Annotated in this window: 16 protein-coding genes; 6 read left to right on the top strand and 10 right to left on the bottom strand. The window is 69.9% G+C overall.

Translation table 11 applies throughout. From position 1 onward, the window contains the following. Window positions 1–20 precede the first annotated feature (20 nt). From argH to ACQYVW_RS00380, 8 genes are all read right to left on the bottom strand, one after another. On the bottom strand, window positions 21–1,313 hold the full coding sequence (gene argH / locus ACQYVW_RS00415; RefSeq protein ID WP_434945669.1) for an argininosuccinate lyase: 1,293 nt from the start codon (window positions 1,311–1,313) through the stop codon (window positions 21–23). Beyond that, window positions 1,306–2,274, bottom strand: coding sequence for an N-acetyl-gamma-glutamyl-phosphate reductase (argC, locus tag ACQYVW_RS00410; protein ID WP_434934293.1), 969 nt, complete (start codon window positions 2,272–2,274; stop codon window positions 1,306–1,308). The genes argH and argC overlap by 8 nt, the downstream gene beginning before the upstream one ends. Then, window positions 2,271–2,882, bottom strand: coding sequence for a GNAT family N-acetyltransferase (locus tag ACQYVW_RS00405; RefSeq protein ID WP_434945668.1), 612 nt, complete (start codon window positions 2,880–2,882; stop codon window positions 2,271–2,273). The genes argC and ACQYVW_RS00405 overlap by 4 nt, the downstream gene beginning before the upstream one ends. Next, window positions 2,882–4,204 carry an acetylglutamate kinase gene (locus ACQYVW_RS00400; protein WP_434945667.1) on the bottom strand — a complete coding sequence of 441 codons (1,323 nt, stop codon included), beginning with the start codon at window positions 4,202–4,204 and terminating at the stop codon, window positions 2,882–2,884. The genes ACQYVW_RS00405 and ACQYVW_RS00400 overlap by 1 nt, the downstream gene beginning before the upstream one ends. Beyond that, window positions 4,201–5,295: an acetylornithine deacetylase gene (locus tag ACQYVW_RS00395; RefSeq protein WP_434945666.1), complete on the bottom strand. Its 1,095-nt coding sequence runs from the start codon at window positions 5,293–5,295 to the stop codon at window positions 4,201–4,203. Before ACQYVW_RS00395 ends, ACQYVW_RS00400 begins: the two co-directional genes overlap by 4 nt. Window positions 5,296–5,356: 61 nt before the next feature. Beyond that, window positions 5,357–6,559 (bottom strand): argininosuccinate synthase, encoded by a 1,203-nt coding sequence (locus tag ACQYVW_RS00390; RefSeq protein ID WP_434945665.1) that lies wholly within the window; start codon window positions 6,557–6,559, stop codon window positions 5,357–5,359. Window positions 6,560–6,674: 115 nt separating this feature from the next. Continuing rightward, complete coding sequence (locus tag ACQYVW_RS00385) at window positions 6,675–7,679, bottom strand: N-acetylornithine carbamoyltransferase (protein WP_434934298.1); 1,005 nt, start codon at window positions 7,677–7,679, stop codon at window positions 6,675–6,677. A 257-nt stretch (window positions 7,680–7,936) separates the two neighbouring features. After that, a complete protein-coding gene (locus ACQYVW_RS00380) occupies window positions 7,937–8,422 on the bottom strand; it encodes a hypothetical protein (RefSeq protein ID WP_434945664.1) in 486 nt (161 codons plus the stop codon). 157 nt (window positions 8,423–8,579) lie between these two features. Between ACQYVW_RS00380 and cysS the strand changes: the two genes are divergently transcribed. The 3 genes from cysS to ACQYVW_RS00365 all read left to right on the top strand — a co-directional run bounded on the left by cysS (window position 8,580) and on the right by ACQYVW_RS00365 (window position 11,840). Beyond that, on the top strand, window positions 8,580–9,956 hold the full coding sequence (gene cysS, locus ACQYVW_RS00375; RefSeq protein ID WP_434945663.1) for a cysteine--tRNA ligase: 1,377 nt from the start codon (window positions 8,580–8,582) through the stop codon (window positions 9,954–9,956). Between the two features lie 193 nt (window positions 9,957–10,149). Continuing rightward, complete coding sequence (locus tag ACQYVW_RS00370; protein ID WP_434934301.1) at window positions 10,150–10,590, top strand: SufE family protein; 441 nt, start codon at window positions 10,150–10,152, stop codon at window positions 10,588–10,590. A 71-nt stretch (window positions 10,591–10,661) separates the two neighbouring features. Next, entirely contained in the window at window positions 10,662–11,840 is a 1,179-nt protein-coding gene (locus ACQYVW_RS00365) for an MFS transporter (protein ID WP_434934309.1), read from the top strand. Window positions 11,841–11,976: 136 nt separating this feature from the next. Here ACQYVW_RS00365 and dksA read toward each other — a convergent pair whose 3' ends face one another. Continuing rightward, a complete protein-coding gene (gene dksA / locus ACQYVW_RS00360; protein WP_434945662.1) occupies window positions 11,977–12,936 on the bottom strand; it encodes an RNA polymerase-binding protein DksA in 960 nt (319 codons plus the stop codon). Between the two features lie 156 nt (window positions 12,937–13,092). On the opposite strand from dksA, the gene yidD reads away from it, so the two are divergent. From yidD to ACQYVW_RS00345, 3 genes are read left to right on the top strand one after another with little or no spacing between them, the layout of a single operon-like run. Next, on the top strand, window positions 13,093–13,269 hold the full coding sequence (gene yidD, locus ACQYVW_RS00355) for a membrane protein insertion efficiency factor YidD (RefSeq protein WP_434934310.1): 177 nt from the start codon (window positions 13,093–13,095) through the stop codon (window positions 13,267–13,269). Further along, entirely contained in the window at window positions 13,270–14,616 is a 1,347-nt protein-coding gene (locus ACQYVW_RS00350; protein WP_434945661.1) for a dihydroorotase, read from the top strand. It abuts the gene before it with no gap. A 17-nt stretch (window positions 14,617–14,633) separates the two neighbouring features. Continuing rightward, window positions 14,634–15,482: a M23 family metallopeptidase gene (locus ACQYVW_RS00345; RefSeq protein ID WP_434934311.1), complete on the top strand. Its 849-nt coding sequence runs from the start codon at window positions 14,634–14,636 to the stop codon at window positions 15,480–15,482. A 79-nt stretch (window positions 15,483–15,561) separates the two neighbouring features. Here the strand turns inward: ACQYVW_RS00345 and ACQYVW_RS00340 are convergent, their stop codons facing one another. Beyond that, a complete protein-coding gene (locus ACQYVW_RS00340) occupies window positions 15,562–16,503 on the bottom strand; it encodes a hypothetical protein (RefSeq protein ID WP_434945660.1) in 942 nt (313 codons plus the stop codon).

Here is a 16,503-nt window from a genome sequence, read left to right as displayed (position 1 = left end):
GTGGCGCGGCGCGATCGCGTTCACAGCGCCTCCCAGCGACGCTGCAGTTCGTCCAAGCGAAGGTCCGCGGCCGCACCCGGCGAGGTGCGTGCGGCGAGGCTTCCCTCGGGCGTGCGCCCCTGGCCGGCCGTTTCGGCGCCGGCGGCGGCGGCCTTGTAGGCCTCGCGGAACGGGATCCCCGCAATCGCCGCCTCGACCGCGACATCGGTGGCGTACATGCCCGAGTCGATCGCCGCGCGCAGCCGTTCCTCGCGCCATTCGAGGTTGGCCAGCAGCGCCGGCAGCAGCTCCAGCGCCGCCAGCCCGCGGCCGAAGCCGTGGAAGATCGCGCCCTTGGAGGCCTGCAGGTCGCGCTGGTAGCCCGACGGCAGGGACAGCAGTTGCTCGATCTCGGTGCGCGCGGCCGCCACGCTGGCGTGGGTGGCGCGCATCAGCTCGATCACGTCCGGGTTGCGCTTGTTGGGCATGATCGAACTGCCGGTGGTGTACTGCGCCGGCAGCGCGACGAAGCCGAACTCGGCGCTGGTGTACAGCGACAGGTCCCAGGCGATGCGGCGCAGGTCGAGCGTGGCGCTGCCCAGGGCCTCCAGCGCGGCGAGCTCGAACTTGCCGCGCGAGAGCTGCGCGTAGACCGGCGAGACCTGCATGCGCGCGAAGCCCAGCGCGGCGGTGGTGTGTTCACGGTCGAGCGCGAGATTGACGCCATAACCGGCGGCGGTGCCGAGCGGATTGCAGTCGAGGAGTTCGAGGGTATCGGCGGCGCGAACGGCATCGTCGATGAAGGCCTCGGCCCAGCCCGCCCACCACATGCCGGCCGAGGACACCACGGCGCGCTGGATGTGGGTGTAGCCCGGCAGCGGGAGGTTCTTCTCGGCCGCGGCGCGGTCCAGCGCGACCTTCGCCGTTTCGCGCGAGAGCTGGGCCACGCGGGCCAGCTTCTCCTTCAGCCACAGCCGGGTGGCGACCAGGATCTGGTCGTTGCGGCTGCGGCCGGTGTGGATCTTGCGGCCGGCATCCCCCAGGCGCTCGGTCAGGCGCGCTTCGATCGCGGAGTGGCAGTCCTCGTAGCGCTCGTCAAGCACGAAGGCGCCGCTGCGGAAGTCCTCCGCCAGCGCGCCCAGTTCGCGCACCAGGCCTTCCAGTTCATCGGCCGACAGGATGCCGATGCGTTGCAGGCCTTCGGCATGCGCGCGGCTGGCGGCGATATCGTGGAGGAAGAACTCGCGGTCCAGGATCACGTCATCGCCGGCCAGAAAGCGCTGGATCTGGGCATCCACCGCGACGCCGGACTTCTGCCAGAGCAGCTCAGCCATGGGAAACCTCCTTGAACGCCGGGATCGAAGCAAGTTCGGGCAGCCCCAGCGCGATGTTGATGTTCTGCATCGCCTGGGTGGCCGCGCCCTTGAGCAGGTTGTCCTCGGTGGCCACCACCACCAGCCGCTTGCCGCCCGGGGCTACGGTGAAACCGCCGATCTCCACGCCATGTTCTCCCGCGATGCGGCTCACCCAGGGCGCCTGTTCCAGCACGCGCACCAGCGGCTCGCCCGCGTAGCGCTGCCGGTAGCGCGCCAGGACCCAGTCGGCCTGGACCGGCTCGCGCAGCCACAGGTTCACGGTCATGGTGATGCCGCGGAAGTGGGGCGCGACATGGGGCATGAACTCGACCGGCACGCCGAGCTGCGCCGATACCTCGCGTTCGTGCACGTGGTCGGCCAGCGCGTAGGGCATCAGGTTGTCGCGCAGCAGCTCGACGTTGTTCTTGTCCGAGGGCGTGGTGCCCGCGCCGGAATAGCCCGATACGCCGAAACACTGCGGCGGTCCGGCCAGCAGCTCGAGCATCGGCCAGATCGCCAGCTGCATCGCGGTGGCGTAGCAGCCGGGGTTGCTGATGCGCCTGTGCCCGCTGTAGTTGCCGCGCGTGATCTCCGGCAGGCCGTAGTACCAGGCCGGATCGAACCGGTGATCGGCGGACAGATCCACCACCAGCGTCCGCGGCGCGGCGGCGTCGATCGCCTGCACGAAGGGCACGCACTTGCCGTTGGGCAGCGCCATCACCACCACGTCCGCAGCCTTGGCGGCGACCGCGGCCGGGTCCAGGCTCTCGAAGCGCAGCTCGCCGCGGTAGGCATCGCTGTGGTCGGCCACGCGCTGGCCGTCCAGTTCGCGCGAGGAAACGAAGGCCAGCTCCAGTTGCGGATGCGCCGCGACCAGCCGGATCAGCTCGGCGCCGGTGTGGCCGCGCGCACCGACGATGCCGATGGAATGCTTGCTCATGGATGTGCGTCCAGTCGGAACTGCAGGTTGCGTCGAACGGCGGGCCATTCGCCGTCGAGGATGGAAAACACCACCGTGTCGCGCAGCGACCCGTCGGCGTGGCGCTTGGCGTTGCGCAGCACGCCGTCCTGCCGCGCGCCCAGGCGGGCGATCGCCGCGCGCGAAGCATGGTTGAACCAGGAGGTCTCGAAGCTGACGTTGACGCAGCCCAGGGTCTCGAAGGCGTGGCGCAGCAGCATCACTTTGGACTCGGTGTTCAGGCCGGTGCGCTGCACCCGAGGCGCGTACCAGGTGTAGCCGATCAGCAGCTTGGGGACGTCCGGCTCCAGGCCGTAGAGCCGCGTGCTGCCGACGATCTCCCCGTCTGCAGCCCGTACCGCGAACGGCATCGCCCTGCCCGCCTCCTGCGCCGCCAGCGCGGCATCGACATAGGCCGTCACCTGCCCTGGCGCGGGCACATTGGTGTACCACAGCCGTTCCAGGCCGCTGCCCTCCACCGCCGCGCACAGGCCCGGCACATGGCTGCGGGCCAGCGGTTCGAGCGCGACGTGGCGCCCGGACAACCGCGGCACCGTGCGCCAGGCGGGCGGCAGCGCGTGCGCGTCCATCAATCGAGCAGCGTCGGCGGGCGCGTGGCGCAGTGGGCCACGCAGCGCTCGATGTCGGCGAAGCCGTCCAGGCCATACCAGAACACCTTCCACTTCTCCTGCTTGAGGCAGCCGTCGGACTCGGCGTAGTAGAAGATGTTGATCTGGTTGTGGTGGCGCGAACGCCAGAACAGCCGCGGCGTTTCCTCGCGCATCACGTTCCAGACCGCGCGCCCCAGGCCTTCGCCCTGGGCGTCGTCGAGCACCGCGAACTTGTCCAGGTAGGTCTCGCCGCCGCCGTCGGTCAGGATCACGGCGGCGCGATAGTTCTCGCTGACGTAGGCACGCAGCAACGGCGTGCGCTCGAAGTAGTCGGGCACCAGGCGCCGGCCGAAGCTCGATTCGATCAGCCCGCGCAGGCGATCGAGGTCGAACTCGTCCCAGCGGGTGCCGCGCAGCACCTTCTCGCCGCGGCGGACCAGGGTGCCCGAACCCTTGTGGGTGAACAGTTCCTTGGCCAGGTCCGCCGGCCGCGTGATCGACACCGAGGACTCGAGCGGCAGGTGATCGAGCAGGTCCTTGATCTGCTCGATCTTCACCTTCATGCCGCCGTTGATCCACGGCTGCTGCATCAGGTGCTCGTACTCGCTGGTCAGGTTGATCGAATCGATCAGCTTGCCATCGGCGTCGAGCAGGCCGCCGGTGCCGGTGAGGAAGATGATCTTGTACGGCTGCAGCTCGCGCACCAGCTCGTTGGCGGCGAAATCGGCGTTGATGTTGAGGATCTGGCCGCCGGGAGTCTCGCCGAGGCTGGCGATCACCGGGATCGAGGTAGCCTGCAGGCTGGCTTCGATCGGCGCCAGGTTGACCCGCTTCACCTCGCCCACAAGGCCGTAGGTGTCGCGGTCGAGGTAGTCGGACTCGAACACGCCTCCGGTGATCGAGGTCGCGCGCACGCCGCTGCGCTGCAACGCCTCAACCAGGGCCAGGTTGGACACCTGGAACACGCGGCGCACGATCGCGAGCGCTTCGGGCGAGGTCACGCGCAGGCCGCCGACGGTTTGCTTCTCGATGCCGGCCGCGGACAGCTCCGCGTCGAGCTGCGGGCCGGCGCCGTGCAGCACGATCGGGGTCAGGCCCACTTCCTGCAGGAAGGCCAGCGACGAGGTCAGCGCGTCCAGGTCGTCGCGCAGCACGGCACCGCCCACCTTGACCACGGCGAAGCGCTTGGCGTCGATCTGCGAGAAACGCTTGAGGTACTGGCTGATCTCCTTCGCGCTGGCCATGCTCGAGAGCAGGCGCACGATGGTTTGCCGGGTCTGCCGGTTGGCTTCGATGTTCATTGGCTGAGAATGTCGCGGACGATGCCGCCGTAGCGTTCCAGTTGGTCGAGCGAAACCCACTCGTCGGCGGTATGGGCCTGGGCAATGTCGCCCGGGCCGAACACCAGTGCGGTCAGGCCGGCCTGGGAGAACAGCGAGGCCTCGGTCCAGAAGTCCACCGCGTTGCCGACGGGGAGGCCGAGTTCGTCGGCCAGGTCGCGTGCGGCGAGCCGTCGCTCCTCGGCGTGGGCGACGTCGCCGGCCGGCAGCGGCGGACCGCGGAAGGTCTCCTCATAGGCCTCCAGCGCCTCGGCCGCGGCGAAGCCGCGGAAGGCGGCATGCAGTTGTTCGATATCGTGCGAGGGCAAGGGCCGGAAACCGAACCGCACCTCGGCCGCAGGCGCGATCACATTGGCCTTGATCCCGCCCTCGACCCTGCCGATGTTGAAGCGCAGGCCGGTGAGTCCACCAAAGCGGCGATGCGCTTCGAGGTCGACGAAATCCAGTGCGCGTCCGCTCCACCGCACCGCCTGGTGCAGGGCGCTGGCTTCCATCGCCTCGGCGCCCGAGGCATGACCGGCACGGCCGCGGAACGCCATCCGCACCGCGCTGATGCCGCGATGCGCCAGCACCGCCTCGCAGCCGGTCGGCTCGCCGACCACCACATGGCGGAAGCCATGGTCGCGGGCCAGGAAGGCGGCGATGCAGCGGGCATCGTTGGCCTCCTCGTCGCTGGTGAACAGGAAGGCGGCATCGCCCTGGGTGGCCTGGGCAGCGGCGATCAGCCCGGCCGCGGCCCCCTTGATGTCGCAGGCGCCGAGCCCGACGGCGCGCTCGCCATCCACGCGCAGCACGTGCGGATCCGCCGTCCAGTGCGGCGACGATGGCACGGTGTCGAGATGCACGTTGAACAGCCGGGTCGGATCGCCCCGCGTGGCCAGCAGCGAAACCGCCCCTGCGCCGTGATCCACGACCTCGATGCGGAAGCCCGGCAGCTGGGCGCGCACGTAGTCGAAGATGCCGCCGGTGGTGATCTGTCGCGGCGGATTACGGGTGTCGAAGGACACCAGCTTCTCCAGGTGCGAGAGCGTGGAAGCGAGCAGGTCGTTCATCGTGTGCGGTCGTTGCACCTGGAAACGGCGGGGTTGGGGAACGGGCGATCGCCCGGGCGGATCAGCGGTTGACCTCGGCCCAGAGCGTGCTGCTCATGCCGAACAGCTTGATGAAGCCTTCGGCCTCCTCCACACCCCAGTCGGCCGACTGGGCGTAGGTGGCGCCCTTGGAGTGCAGCAGGTGCGGCGATTTCACCGCCACCGCGTCGACGCGGCCTCCGCGGGTCTCGAGCACCACCTCGCCGCTGACCGTCGCCTGCGACGAGGCCAGGAACGCCTCCAGGTCGGTCTTGAGCGGATCGTGGAAGAATCCCTCGTACACCAGTTCCACCCACTTGCGCGCGACCTCGGGCTTGAAGCGGTTCTGCTGCTTGGACAGCACCGCCTCCTCCAGCGCACGGTGCGCGGTCAGCAGCGCGACCAGGCCCGGCGCTTCGTACACGATGCGGCCCTTGAGGCCGATCACGGTGTCGCCGGTATACATGCCGCGACCCACGCCGTACTGCGAGAACAGCTTGTTGAGCCGCGCCAGGATCTGGTCGCCGGGCAGCGCCTTGCCGTCGAGTTCCACCGCTTCGCCGCGTTCGAACTTCAGGCTGACCGTGAGCGTCTCCGACGGCCACGCGCTGCGCGGCGCGCACCAGCCGCGGGCGCCCTCGCCAGGCGTCTCCCACAGGTCGATCTCGCCGCCGGACATGGTCACGCCGAGCAGGTTCTCGTTGATGGTGTAGGCCTTCTGCTTGGCGCGCACGCCGAAGCCGCGCTCCTCGAGGTAGGCCTGCTCGTAGGCGCGGGTCTGGGTGTGCTCCTTCTGGATCTCGCGGATCGGGGCCACGATGCGATAGCTGCCCTGGGCCTTGATCGCCAGGTCGAAGCGCACCTGGTCGTTGCCCATGCCGGTGCAGCCGTGGCCGATGGCGTTGGTCCCGAGCTCGGCCGCACGCTTGAGCGCCGCGTCGACGATCAGGTAACGGTCCGAGACCAGCAGCGGGTACTGGCCCTGGTAGCCCTCGCCGGCCCACACGAACGGCTTGACAAAGCCTTCCCAGATCGCGGGGCCGCCCTCCACGGTGACATGGCTGGCGACGCCCAGCTCGGCGGCGCGCTTCTCGATGAAGGCGCGCTCGTCGGCGTCGACGCCGCCGGTATCCGCGAACACCGTGTGCACGGTCCAGCCGCGTTCCTGCAGGTAGGGCACGCAGAAGCTGGTGTCGAGCCCGCCGGAGAAGGCGAGGACGATGTCTTTGGATTCGGAGGGGCTCATGGTCGGTTTCTCGGTCTGTGCTCCCTCTCCGGCGCTGCCGGAAAGGGTCTGGGGGGGTTGGAACGGGTCGGGGCGCGCGGCTCCGACGGGACATCCGCGCGAGGAACTGGAAGGGTTACTGTCGCGCCAGCGCCGCCATCACGGCCTTCTGCACATGCAGACGGTTCTCGGCTTCCTCGATGGCGATGCAGTTGGGCGAGTCCATCACCGCGTCGCTGGCCTTGACGTTGCGGCGCAGCGGCAGACAGTGCGAGAACACGCCGTTGTTGGTCAGCGCCATCTTGGCTTCATCGACCATGAAGTGCTGGAACCGGTCGCGGATCGGCTTCTCGGGCGCCCAGTTGCCGAAGTACGGCAACGCGCCCCAGCTCTTGGCGTAGACCACGTCGGCGCCGGCGTAGGCGCTCTCGATGTCGTGGCTGACGGTCAGCGAACCGCCGCTCTCGGCCACGTTCGCGGCAGCCCAGCCCATGTAGCGCTCGTCGAGCACGTACTCGGGCGTCGGGCACAGCAGGGTGACGTCCATGCCCAGGCGCGTGGCGATGGTCAGCGCCGAATTGGCGACGGCGGTGTTGAGCGGCTTGGGATGGTAGGTCCAGGTCAGCACGTACTTCCTGCCGCGCAGGTCGGCTGTACCGAAATGTTCCTGCAGCGCCAGCGCATGCGCCAGTTCCTGGCAGGGATGGGTGATCGTCTCCATGTTGATCACGGGAACCGGCGAATACTTCGCGAACGACTCCAGCACCACGTCCCGGCGGTCGTACTGCCAGTCCACGAACTTCGGGAACGCACGCACCCCGATCAGGTCGACATAGCGGCCAAGCACGCGCGCGACCTCGGCGATGTGCTCCTCGGTGTCGCCGTCCATCACCGTGCCGAGGTCGAACTCGATCGGCCATGCGTCCTTGCCGGGCTGCAGCACCACCGCATGGCCACCGAGCTGGAACGCCCCCAGCTCGAAGCTGGTGCGCGTGCGCATGGACGGGTTGAAGAACACCAGCGCGATCGACCGGCCCTTGAGTTCGTCGCCGAGGCGGTTGCGCTTGTACAGCGCGGCCTGCGTGAGCAGCGCATCCAGGTCGGCGCGACTCCAGTCCTGCGTATTCAGGAAATGCTTCATCGGCGGCATCCAGTAGCGGAAAAACGTTCGGTGGACGGGACAGAAACGAAAAAACCCAGCCTGCTGGCTGGGTTTCGGCATGATGGACACAACGTCCGGTCGACCCAGCTCAGGTGCAGGAATCCGGTCGACGCGCACGCGAGGTCATCCCTGCCGCCATGCGGGCGGAGGTCAGGATGTCGGCGTGGGCAAGGGCGTTTTTCACGGGGCGCATCGTCGCACGGGGCGACCGTGCACTGCAACAGAAAGCTGCGATCTCAAGGAGTTTCGCCTGCAACCACCGGGGTCACCGAAACCCGCACCTGCACCCGGTTGCCTGGGTCGACCGGCAGCCGCGAGCGGTACTTCACGCCCTTGTGCACGTAGTCGACGTCGTAACCGATGGGTCGCCGGAACTCGCGTTCCATCGGCACCATCCGGCATTCGCCGCCAGCCGAGGGCGCCACCTCCTCGACCTTGGGGTCGGGGGTCAGCGCCCCCTTGACCGCGCCGATCACGCGGGCGAAGCCGGTCTTCTCCTCCGCATCCTCGACCGGCGTGGACGCCTCGCAGCGCTCCACCATGCTGGTCGCGCGCAGGGTCTGGTACACCGGCTCGGCGCGCAGCACCTGGGCATACTCGGTGCGTACGTTCTCCTGCGGCGGCGTCAGGGATTGCTGGGCGGCAGCCGGCAGCGCGGCACACAGCAGCACGGCGCCACACAGGCGAAGACAGGCGGCAGGGAAAGATGCAGAACGGACCATCCCGGCCAGTGTAGGACGCCGTGGCCCGCCCCGGGCTGAATCCTGACCACCGTGGCCGGACCGGCACCGCTGCTCGGGCGAACGGCGCCAGCGGGGCGCGATGTGCGCCGGGGCGCGTACCACTCTAGAATTGCCTGCTTTCGCCCGCCGTGTGCCGATGTCCCTGCGCCTGTACAACAGCCTGACCCGCCGGACCGAGGACTTTGCGCCGACCGACCCGGCCTGCCCGACCATGTACCTGTGCGGGCCCACGGTCTACAACTACGTGCACATCGGCAATGCGCGCGGCCCGGTGGTGTTCGGCGTGCTGGCCGCCCTGCTCCGCCGCCGCCACGGCGCCCTGCGCTACGCACGCAACATCACCGACGTGGACGACAAGATCAACGCCGCCGCCCGCCAGGCCGGGGTGCCGATCTCGGTCATCACCGACCGCTTCGCTGCCGCGTACCGCGAGGACATGGCGGCGCTGGGCGTCGAAGGCGCATTCGCCCCGGACATCGAACCGGCCGCCACCGCGCACATCCCGCAGATGGTGGCGATGATCGAGGGCCTGATCGCGTCGGGTCACGCCTACGCCGCCGAGGGCCAGGTGCTGTTCGCGGTGGAGACCTTCGACGGCTACGGCAAGCTCTCGCGCCGCGACCCGGACGAGATGTTGGCCGGTGCCCGCGTCGAGGTGGCGCCCTACAAGCGCAGCGCGGGCGATTTCGTGCTCTGGAAGCCTTCCAGCGACGACCTGCCCGGCTGGGACTCGCCCTGGGGCCGGGGACGCCCCGGCTGGCACATCGAGTGCTCGGCCATGGCCGCCGCCCACCTGGGCGAGACCATCGACATCCATGCCGGCGGCGTGGACCTGCAGTTCCCGCACCACGAGAACGAGGTCGCCCAGAGCGAATGCGCCCATGGCGGCCGCGTGTTCGCGCGGACCTGGCTGCACAACGGCATGCTGACGCTGTCGGGCGCCAAGATGTCCAAGTCGGTCGGCAATATCGAGAAGGTCCACGACCTGGTCCGGGCGCATCCGCCCGAGGCCCTGCGCTACGCCCTGCTCTCGGCCCACTACCGCCAGCCGCTGGACTGGTCGGATGACCTGATCGAGCAGAGCGTGCGCACGCTCGACCGCCTCTACGGCACCTTGCGCGACCTGGCCGATTTGGACGCCGCGCCAGTCATCCCTGCCGGGATCGACGCCGCCCTGGACGAGGACCTCAACACCCCGGCGGCGCTGGCCGAGATCGCCCGCATCGCCGGCGACGCGCGCAAGGCGACCTCCGCCGACGAGCGCCAGCGCCTGAAGTCGGAACTGCTCGGCGCCGGCAGCGCGCTCGGGCTGCTGCAGCAGGTGCCGTCGGCCTGGTTCGCGCGCGGCACCTCCGGCGACGACGACGCCCGCATCCAGGCACTGGTCGATGAGCGCGCCGCCGCCAAGCAGGCGCGCGATTTCGCCCGCGCCGACGCCATCCGCGACCAGCTGGCCGGCGAAGGCATCCTGCTCGAGGACACGCCGCAGGGCGTGCGCTGGAAGCGGGGCTGACCGCGTTGCTCCGAATCCCACGCGCGGCAGCCGACTGGACGGGCACGGACGGAGCAAGCACATCATCGCCGCGCCCGAACCCGTCGACGGGGAGATCGCAAAGCCGGGACCCGGATCGACCTACCCGACGGGGGAGCCAATCGATTCCCCGGACTCTCCCCTTCGTGGAGAGCGCGTACAACACAGGAACCCCGTGAACGACTCCCCCTTCCCGCTCGAACCTACCGCCGCCGAGGCCCAGGCCGCGATCCGCGACGAGTTCGCATTTTTCAGCGACTGGTCCGAGCGCTACCAGTACCTGATCGACCTGGGCCGCAAGCTTCCCGCGTTTCCTGATGCACTGCGCATCGAGGAGCATCGCCTGCTCGGCTGCCAGTCGATGGTCTGGATCGTGCCCTCGGGCGATGCATCGCGCCTGGATTTCGCCGCCGCCAGCGATTCGGCCATCGTCTCGGGGCTGATCTTCCTCGCACTGCGCGTGTACTCCGGACGCAGCGCGCGCGAGATCCTCGACACCGACGCCAGCTACATTGCCGACATCGGGCTGGCCAGGCACCTCTCGCCGACGCGCAGCAACGGCCTGGCCTCGCTGCTGGCCTTCATCCGCGAGGCTGCGCAGCGCGCCCTGGCGTGAGCACGCGCGCGGAGGCTCCATCCCCCGACAGCCGCGCCGCGCCGCTGCGCAACCGCGACTTCCGGCTGCTGATGGGGTTCCGGATCTTCACGATCCTGTCCTACCAGGTGGTCGCGGTCACGGTCGGCTGGCACGTCTACGAACTCACCCGCGATCCCTGGATGCTGGGTCTGATCGGCCTGGCCGAGGTGCTGCCCTACTTTTGCGTGGCGCCGTTCGCAGGCTATCTGGTGGATGTGCTGCCGCGGCGGCGCCTCGGTGCGTTCGCCGCTGCCTGCCTGGCGATCACGCCCCTGCTGCTGGTCGCGATCGCCGCGGGCTGGTGGACGTCGGCCGGCACCGCCGCGATCTACGCCGCCATCGCTCTCACCGGCTGCGTGCGCGCCTTCCTCGGTCCGGTCTACAACGCGCTGTTCGCGCGCGTGCTGCCGCGCGAACAGTACGTGCGCGGCGCCAGCCTGGGCAGCATCGTGTTCCAGGGAGGTCTGGTCACCGGCCCGGCGATCGGCGGCCTCCTGGTCGGCTGGGCCGGCAAGCCCGTGGCCTATGCCGTGGCGGCCGGGTTCGCCGTCTGCGCCGCCCTGGCCATGCTCCGCCTGCGCGTGAGCGAGCCGGCGCCGCAGCTGCAGCGTGCGCCGATCTTCGCCAGCATCGCCGAGGGCGCGCGCTTCGTGTTCGGCCACCAGGTGCTGCTGGGCGCACTGGCCCTGGACATGTTCGCGGTGATGTTCGGCGGCGCGATCTCGCTGGCGCCGGCTTTCATCGCCGAGATCCTGCACTACGGGCCGGAAGGGCTGGGCATCCTCCGCGCGGCGCCGGCCCTGGGCGCGGTGGCCGTGGGCGTCTGGCTGGCGCGACATCCGCTCGACCGCAATGCCGGGCGGATCCTGCTCTGCGCGGTGGTCGGCTTCGGCCTGTGCATGGTCGGCTTCGGCCTGTCCACCGCCTTCTGGCTGTCGGCCTGCTTCCTGCTGCTGTCCGGTGTCTGCGACGGGGTCTCGGTGGTCACGCGTTCGACCATCATGCAGGTGGCGACGCCGGATCACATGCGTGGGCGGGTGTCGTCGATCAACGGCCTGTTCGTCGGATCCTCCAACGAGATCGGCGCCTTCTATGCAGGCTCGATGGCGCGCGTACTGGGGCTGGTGCCGGCGGTGGTGCTGGGCGGCTGCGTGACCATGGGCGTGGCCGCGGTCACGGCATGGCGGGCGCCCAGGCTCAGGCGCCTCCATCTCGGCGAACTGAAGTGAGCGCCGGGCGTAACGGCGAGGTATCCCTTGGTGGCGATCCGTCGGGGGCGTACCCCCGGCTCCCGCCTCGTCGATCAGCTTCCGGGATGACCTTGACCCATGAAAAACCCCGCCGAAGCGGGGTATTTCATGATCGTCAGTCGCCCATCTGCTTCTGCAGGTGTTCCCAGCGTTCCTGGGCATCGATGGTGCGCTCGGCCTGTGGGCGCGCCTCGAGGCGATCGAGGCCGATCTCCTCGCCGGTGTCCACGCAGTAACCGTAGTCGCCCTCGTCCACCCTGCGGATGATGCTCTCGATCTTGTTGATCAGCTTGCGATAGCGGTCGCGCGTGCGCAGCTCGAGGGCGTTCTCGGTCTCGCGGCTGGCGCGTTCGGCCTCGTCGCCGACATCGCGGACTTCATCCTTGAGGTTCTCGATCGTCTGGCGCGATTCCTCGACCAGTTCCTCGCGGCGCGTGAGCAGCTTCTGCCGGAAGTACTCCAGCTGCAGCGGGTTCATGTACTCCTCGTCCGCGGCGGGCTTGTAGCCCTGCGGCAGGATCGGGCGGCCGCTCTCCGGGTCGGTCTCGTACGGCACGACCTTCACCTTGGCCTTGGGTGCGGGCGCGGAGGAGCGCGTGGTCACCGCCACGGCCACCTTGCCCTGCACGCGCGGGCCATTGCTGACGCGGGCCGGAGACGCCTTGACGGGCTGGGTCGCCGCTGCCGGCGCCTTGGCCTTCTTCACTTCCGCACTCTTCGCCACCGGCGCGGCCGGAGCCACGGCCTTCTTCGGCGCAGGCTTGGCCGGCGCGGTCTTCACCGCAGGCGCCGCCGCCTTCTTGGCGACCGGCTTGGCCACCTTCTTCGCCGGGGCGGGGGCGGCCTTGGCCGCCGGCTTCTTCACCGGAGCGGGCTTGGCCGGCGCGCGCGTCGCCGCGGCCTTCTTCGCCGGAGCCTTCTTCGCCACTGCCTTCTTCACGGTGGTCTTGGCGACCGCCTTCTTCGCCGGGGCCTTCTTCACTGCCTTGGCAGCGGGCTTGGCCGCCTTGCTGGCGGTGGTCTTGGCCGTTTTCGCGGGCTTCGCGGGCTTTTTCGCCGACTTCTTGACTGCCACTTGATGCAATCCCTCTGAATTCCCTTGGACGGGAAAAGCGGGGTGTTATACCCTGCCCCGGCGGCAGCGGCAACCGCGCCGGAGTTTTCCACCCACGCCGTGATCGCCCGCCTCCTCATCGCCCTGCTGCGCGTCTACAAGCGCTTCATCAGCCCCATGCTCGGCCCGCGCTGCCGCTTCGCGCCCAGCTGCTCGGAGTATGCGATGCAGGCGATCGGGCGCTTCGGCGCGCTGCGCGGAGGCTGGCTGGCGACCCGCCGGATCGGCCGCTGCCACCCCTTCCACCCGGGCGGCCTCGACCCCGTGCCGCCCAAGAACGACGGAAACGGCTGAATGTCCGACACCCTGATCGTCAACGCCCGCCTGGTCAACGAGGGCCGGGAGTTCGAGGGCGACCTGCGCGTTGCCGGCGGGAGGATCGCCGCCATCGGCAGCGGCCTGGCCACACGGCCTGGCGAGACCGTGGTCGACGCCGCCGGCCGACGGCTGCTGCCCGGCATGATCGACGACCAGGTGCATTTCCGCGAGCCGGGTCTGGAGCACAAGGCCGACATCGCCAGCGAGTCGGCCGCGGCCGTCGCCGGCGGCCTGACCAGCTTCATGGACATGCCCAACACCAGCCCGCCGACCCTGAACGCCGCGGCGCTGGAGGACAAGTACGCGCGCGCCGCCGGCCGCGCCCACGCCAACTATGGCTTCTACTTCGGCGCCAGCAACGACAACCTCCAGGACGTGCGCGGCATCGACCCGAAGGCGACCCCGGGCCTGAAGGTGTTCATGGGCGCCTCCACCGGCAACATGCTGGTCGACGACCCCGAGACCCTGGACGCGATCTTCCGCGACACGCCGGTGCCGATCATCACGCACTGCGAGGACACGCCGACCATCGACGCGATCCTGGCCGAGTACCGGGCGAAATACGGCGACGACATCCCCGCCGCCTGCCATCCCGACATCCGCTCGCGCGAGGCCTGCATCAAGTCCACGCGCCTGGCGCTGGAACTGGCGCGGCGCCACGACACCCGCCTGCACGTGCTGCACATCTCCACCGCCGACGAACTGGCGCTGTTCGAGCGCGGGCCGATGATCCGCGCCGACGGCAGCCGCAAGCGCATCACCGCCGAGACCTGCATCCATTTCCTGCGCTTCGACCGTGCCGACTACGCGCGCCTGGGCCACCAGATCAAATGCAACCCGGCGATCAAGGACGCCTCCGACCGCGCGGCGCTGCTGGCCGCGCTGGCCGACGACGTGATCGACGTGCTGGCCACCGACCACGCGCCGCACACCTGGGAGGAGAAGCAGAATCCCTACGTGCGCGCGCCCAGCGGCCTGCCGCTGGTGCAGTTCGCGCTGGTCGCCGCGCTCGAATGCGTGCACGAGGGCCATTTCGACACCGCGCGCGTGGTGCAGAAGTTCGCGCACGCGCCGGCGCAGCTGTTCGACGTGAAGGAACGCGGCTTCCTGCGCGAAGGCTATTTCGCCGACCTGGTGCTGGTCGAGGACACGCCGTTCACCGTGCGCCGCGAGGACGTGCTGTCCAAATGCGGCTGGTCGCCGTTCGAGGGCACCCGCTTCCGCTCGCGGATCGCCTCGACCTGGGTCAATGGCGCGCTGGCCTGGGATGGCGCGCGGCTGGCCGGCGCGCCCGCCGGCAGGCGTCTGGAGTTCGCGCGTTGAGGTGGAGCCGACGCCCGCTGTCGCGGGCGCTGGTGGCCGCCGCCCTGCTGCTGTCGGCCTGGGCCTGCCCGGCATCCAACGAGCCGGCGCAGGGTGCAGGCGTCGACTCCGATCAGCGCGTGGTGTTTCCGGCCAGCGTGCCCCAGGGTGCGATGGTGATCGGCAAGGTGCCGCCCGGCAGCCGGGTCGATTACGCCGGCCGCAGCCTGCGCACGACCGGCTACGGCACGGTGGTGTTCGGGGTCGGCCGCGACACCGCAGGGCCGCTGACGGTGCAGGTCACCCGCCCCGACGGCAGCAGCGAGCAGGCCCGCATCGCGGTCGCGCCCCGCGACTGGCCCCTCCAGCGCGTGGACGGGGTGCCGCCCAGGACGGTCGATCCGCCGCCGGCGACCGCCGAACGCATCCGCCGCGAGCAGGCGCGCGTGGCCGAGGCCCGGCTGCGCGACGACGCCCGCGCGGATTTCGCCCGCCCCTTCCTCCAGCCGGTCGAAGGCCGCATCAGCGGGCGCTTCGGCCGCGCGCGCGTGTACAACGGCAAGCCCGGAGCGCCGCATTCGGGCATGGATATCGCCGCGGCCAGCGGCACTCCGGTGCGGGCGCCGGCCGCCGGCATCGTGACCTTTGCCGAAGCGGACCTCTACCTCACCGGCGGCACCCTGCTGATCGACCATGGCCACGGCATCAGCAGCAATTTCCTGCACCTGTCGCGCATCGATGTGCGGGTGGGCGACCGGGTCGAACAGGGACAGGTGGTCGCAGCGGTGGGGTCGACGGGCCGGTCGACGGGGCCGCATCTGCATTGGGGAATGAGCTGGTTCGACGTCCGGATCGATCCGCAGCTGGTGCTGGAACGCGGCAACTGAAGCCCCGGCGCAAGCTGTTCGGCTAGTGCCGCGTGGCGACGCGTTCCGTCGTCGCCGCCCTGTCGTGTCCGACGCGACCTCAATCCGCTCCGCGCTGCATCAGCCGGCCCAGCCACCGCAGGCTCGGCGAGGCCCTGAGGTCCTGTGGCGAGACCAGCCGCGGGTTGGGATCCGGAATCACCGTGCCATCGCCGTCCAGCGCCTGCAGCGCCGCGTCGGAAGCCGTCGCCGCACGCAGGGCGCCCTGGCCCAGCACCGCCTGGCGTGCGGCTTCCAGCTCGGCATCGCTGATCCCGGGCAGCGCGTCCGCATCGGCGTGCAGCGCCTGCAGTTCGCCGCTGCGCAGCGCATTCAGGCGCAGTCGCGCGGGCTGCAGCCGCACCTGCCCCTCGGGATGGAGCAGCGGCCAGATCTCGTCGAACAGCGCCTTCCAGTCGATCTCCGGGAACGGGGTGGTGCCGCGCGGCCCGACCACGATCACGGGCGTCAGGCGGCCTGGAGGCAGCACCGCGCACTCTGCGTAGGCGCGGTACACCACTTCGCTGCAGACCATGCGACCGGTCTGCTCCGGCAAGGCATGGTCGAAGGCCACACGCACGAGCAGGCGCCCCCAGGGATGCTCCGGCCACTTGCCGCGTACCGCCATGATCGCGCCGAACAGCGCCAGCTGGTCGACCGGGTATGGCGTACCGAGCATGCCCAGCGCCCTGGCCAGGACGGCGGCACCATCCGCCTGGTCCAGCGCCCCGTCGGGGCCCTCCATGCGCAGCGCGTCGATGAAGTGGTAATGCGCCTGGTCGGCCAGGCGGGTCGCCAGCGGATAGCGGCGCACGCCGACCGTGGAGGCTTCGACCAGATCGCCGGCATCGGCCACCAGCGCGGCGTGGCTGTAGATGCTGTCGCTGGCCCATGCGATCAGGTCCGACAGGGGACCCTCCCCCATCATCAGCAGCACATCGCCGGTACGGAGTTCGGCCACCGGCAGCAGCGCCGCGGCGGCCGGAACGGCAGGCATGTCCAT

The organism is Luteimonas campi, from assembly GCF_051162505.1.
Classification (GTDB): Bacteria; Pseudomonadota; Gammaproteobacteria; order Xanthomonadales; family Xanthomonadaceae; genus Luteimonas.
This window is presented reverse-complemented; position numbering and strand designations above follow the sequence as displayed.

What these genes read in the sequence shown, in the direction of transcription:
- ACQYVW_RS00395 (WP_434945666.1), bottom strand. Translation starts at nt 5,295, where the DNA reads ATGAACGACCTGCTCGCTTCCACGCTCTCGCACCTGGAGAAGCTGGTG.
- ACQYVW_RS00340 (WP_434945660.1), bottom strand. Translation starts at nt 16,503, where the DNA reads ATGGACATGCCTGCCGTTCCGGCCGCCGCGGCGCTGCTGCCGGTGGCC.
- cysS (WP_434945663.1), top strand. Translation starts at nt 8,580, where the DNA reads ATGTCCCTGCGCCTGTACAACAGCCTGACCCGCCGGACCGAGGACTTT.
- ACQYVW_RS00350 (WP_434945661.1), top strand. Translation starts at nt 13,270, where the DNA reads ATGTCCGACACCCTGATCGTCAACGCCCGCCTGGTCAACGAGGGCCGG.
- argH (WP_434945669.1), bottom strand. Translation starts at nt 1,313, where the DNA reads ATGGCTGAGCTGCTCTGGCAGAAGTCCGGCGTCGCGGTGGATGCCCAG.
- ACQYVW_RS00385 (WP_434934298.1), bottom strand. Translation starts at nt 7,679, where the DNA reads ATGAAGCATTTCCTGAATACGCAGGACTGGAGTCGCGCCGACCTGGAT.
- ACQYVW_RS00400 (WP_434945667.1), bottom strand. Translation starts at nt 4,204, where the DNA reads ATGAACATCGAAGCCAACCGGCAGACCCGGCAAACCATCGTGCGCCTG.
- ACQYVW_RS00405 (WP_434945668.1), bottom strand. Translation starts at nt 2,882, where the DNA reads ATGGACGCGCACGCGCTGCCGCCCGCCTGGCGCACGGTGCCGCGGTTG.
- ACQYVW_RS00365 (WP_434934309.1), top strand. Translation starts at nt 10,662, where the DNA reads ATGGGGTTCCGGATCTTCACGATCCTGTCCTACCAGGTGGTCGCGGTC.
- ACQYVW_RS00380 (WP_434945664.1), bottom strand. Translation starts at nt 8,422, where the DNA reads ATGGTCCGTTCTGCATCTTTCCCTGCCGCCTGTCTTCGCCTGTGTGGC.
- ACQYVW_RS00390 (WP_434945665.1), bottom strand. Translation starts at nt 6,559, where the DNA reads ATGAGCCCCTCCGAATCCAAAGACATCGTCCTCGCCTTCTCCGGCGGG.
- argC (WP_434934293.1), bottom strand. Translation starts at nt 2,274, where the DNA reads ATGAGCAAGCATTCCATCGGCATCGTCGGTGCGCGCGGCCACACCGGC.
- yidD (WP_434934310.1), top strand. Translation starts at nt 13,093, where the DNA reads ATGCTCGGCCCGCGCTGCCGCTTCGCGCCCAGCTGCTCGGAGTATGCG.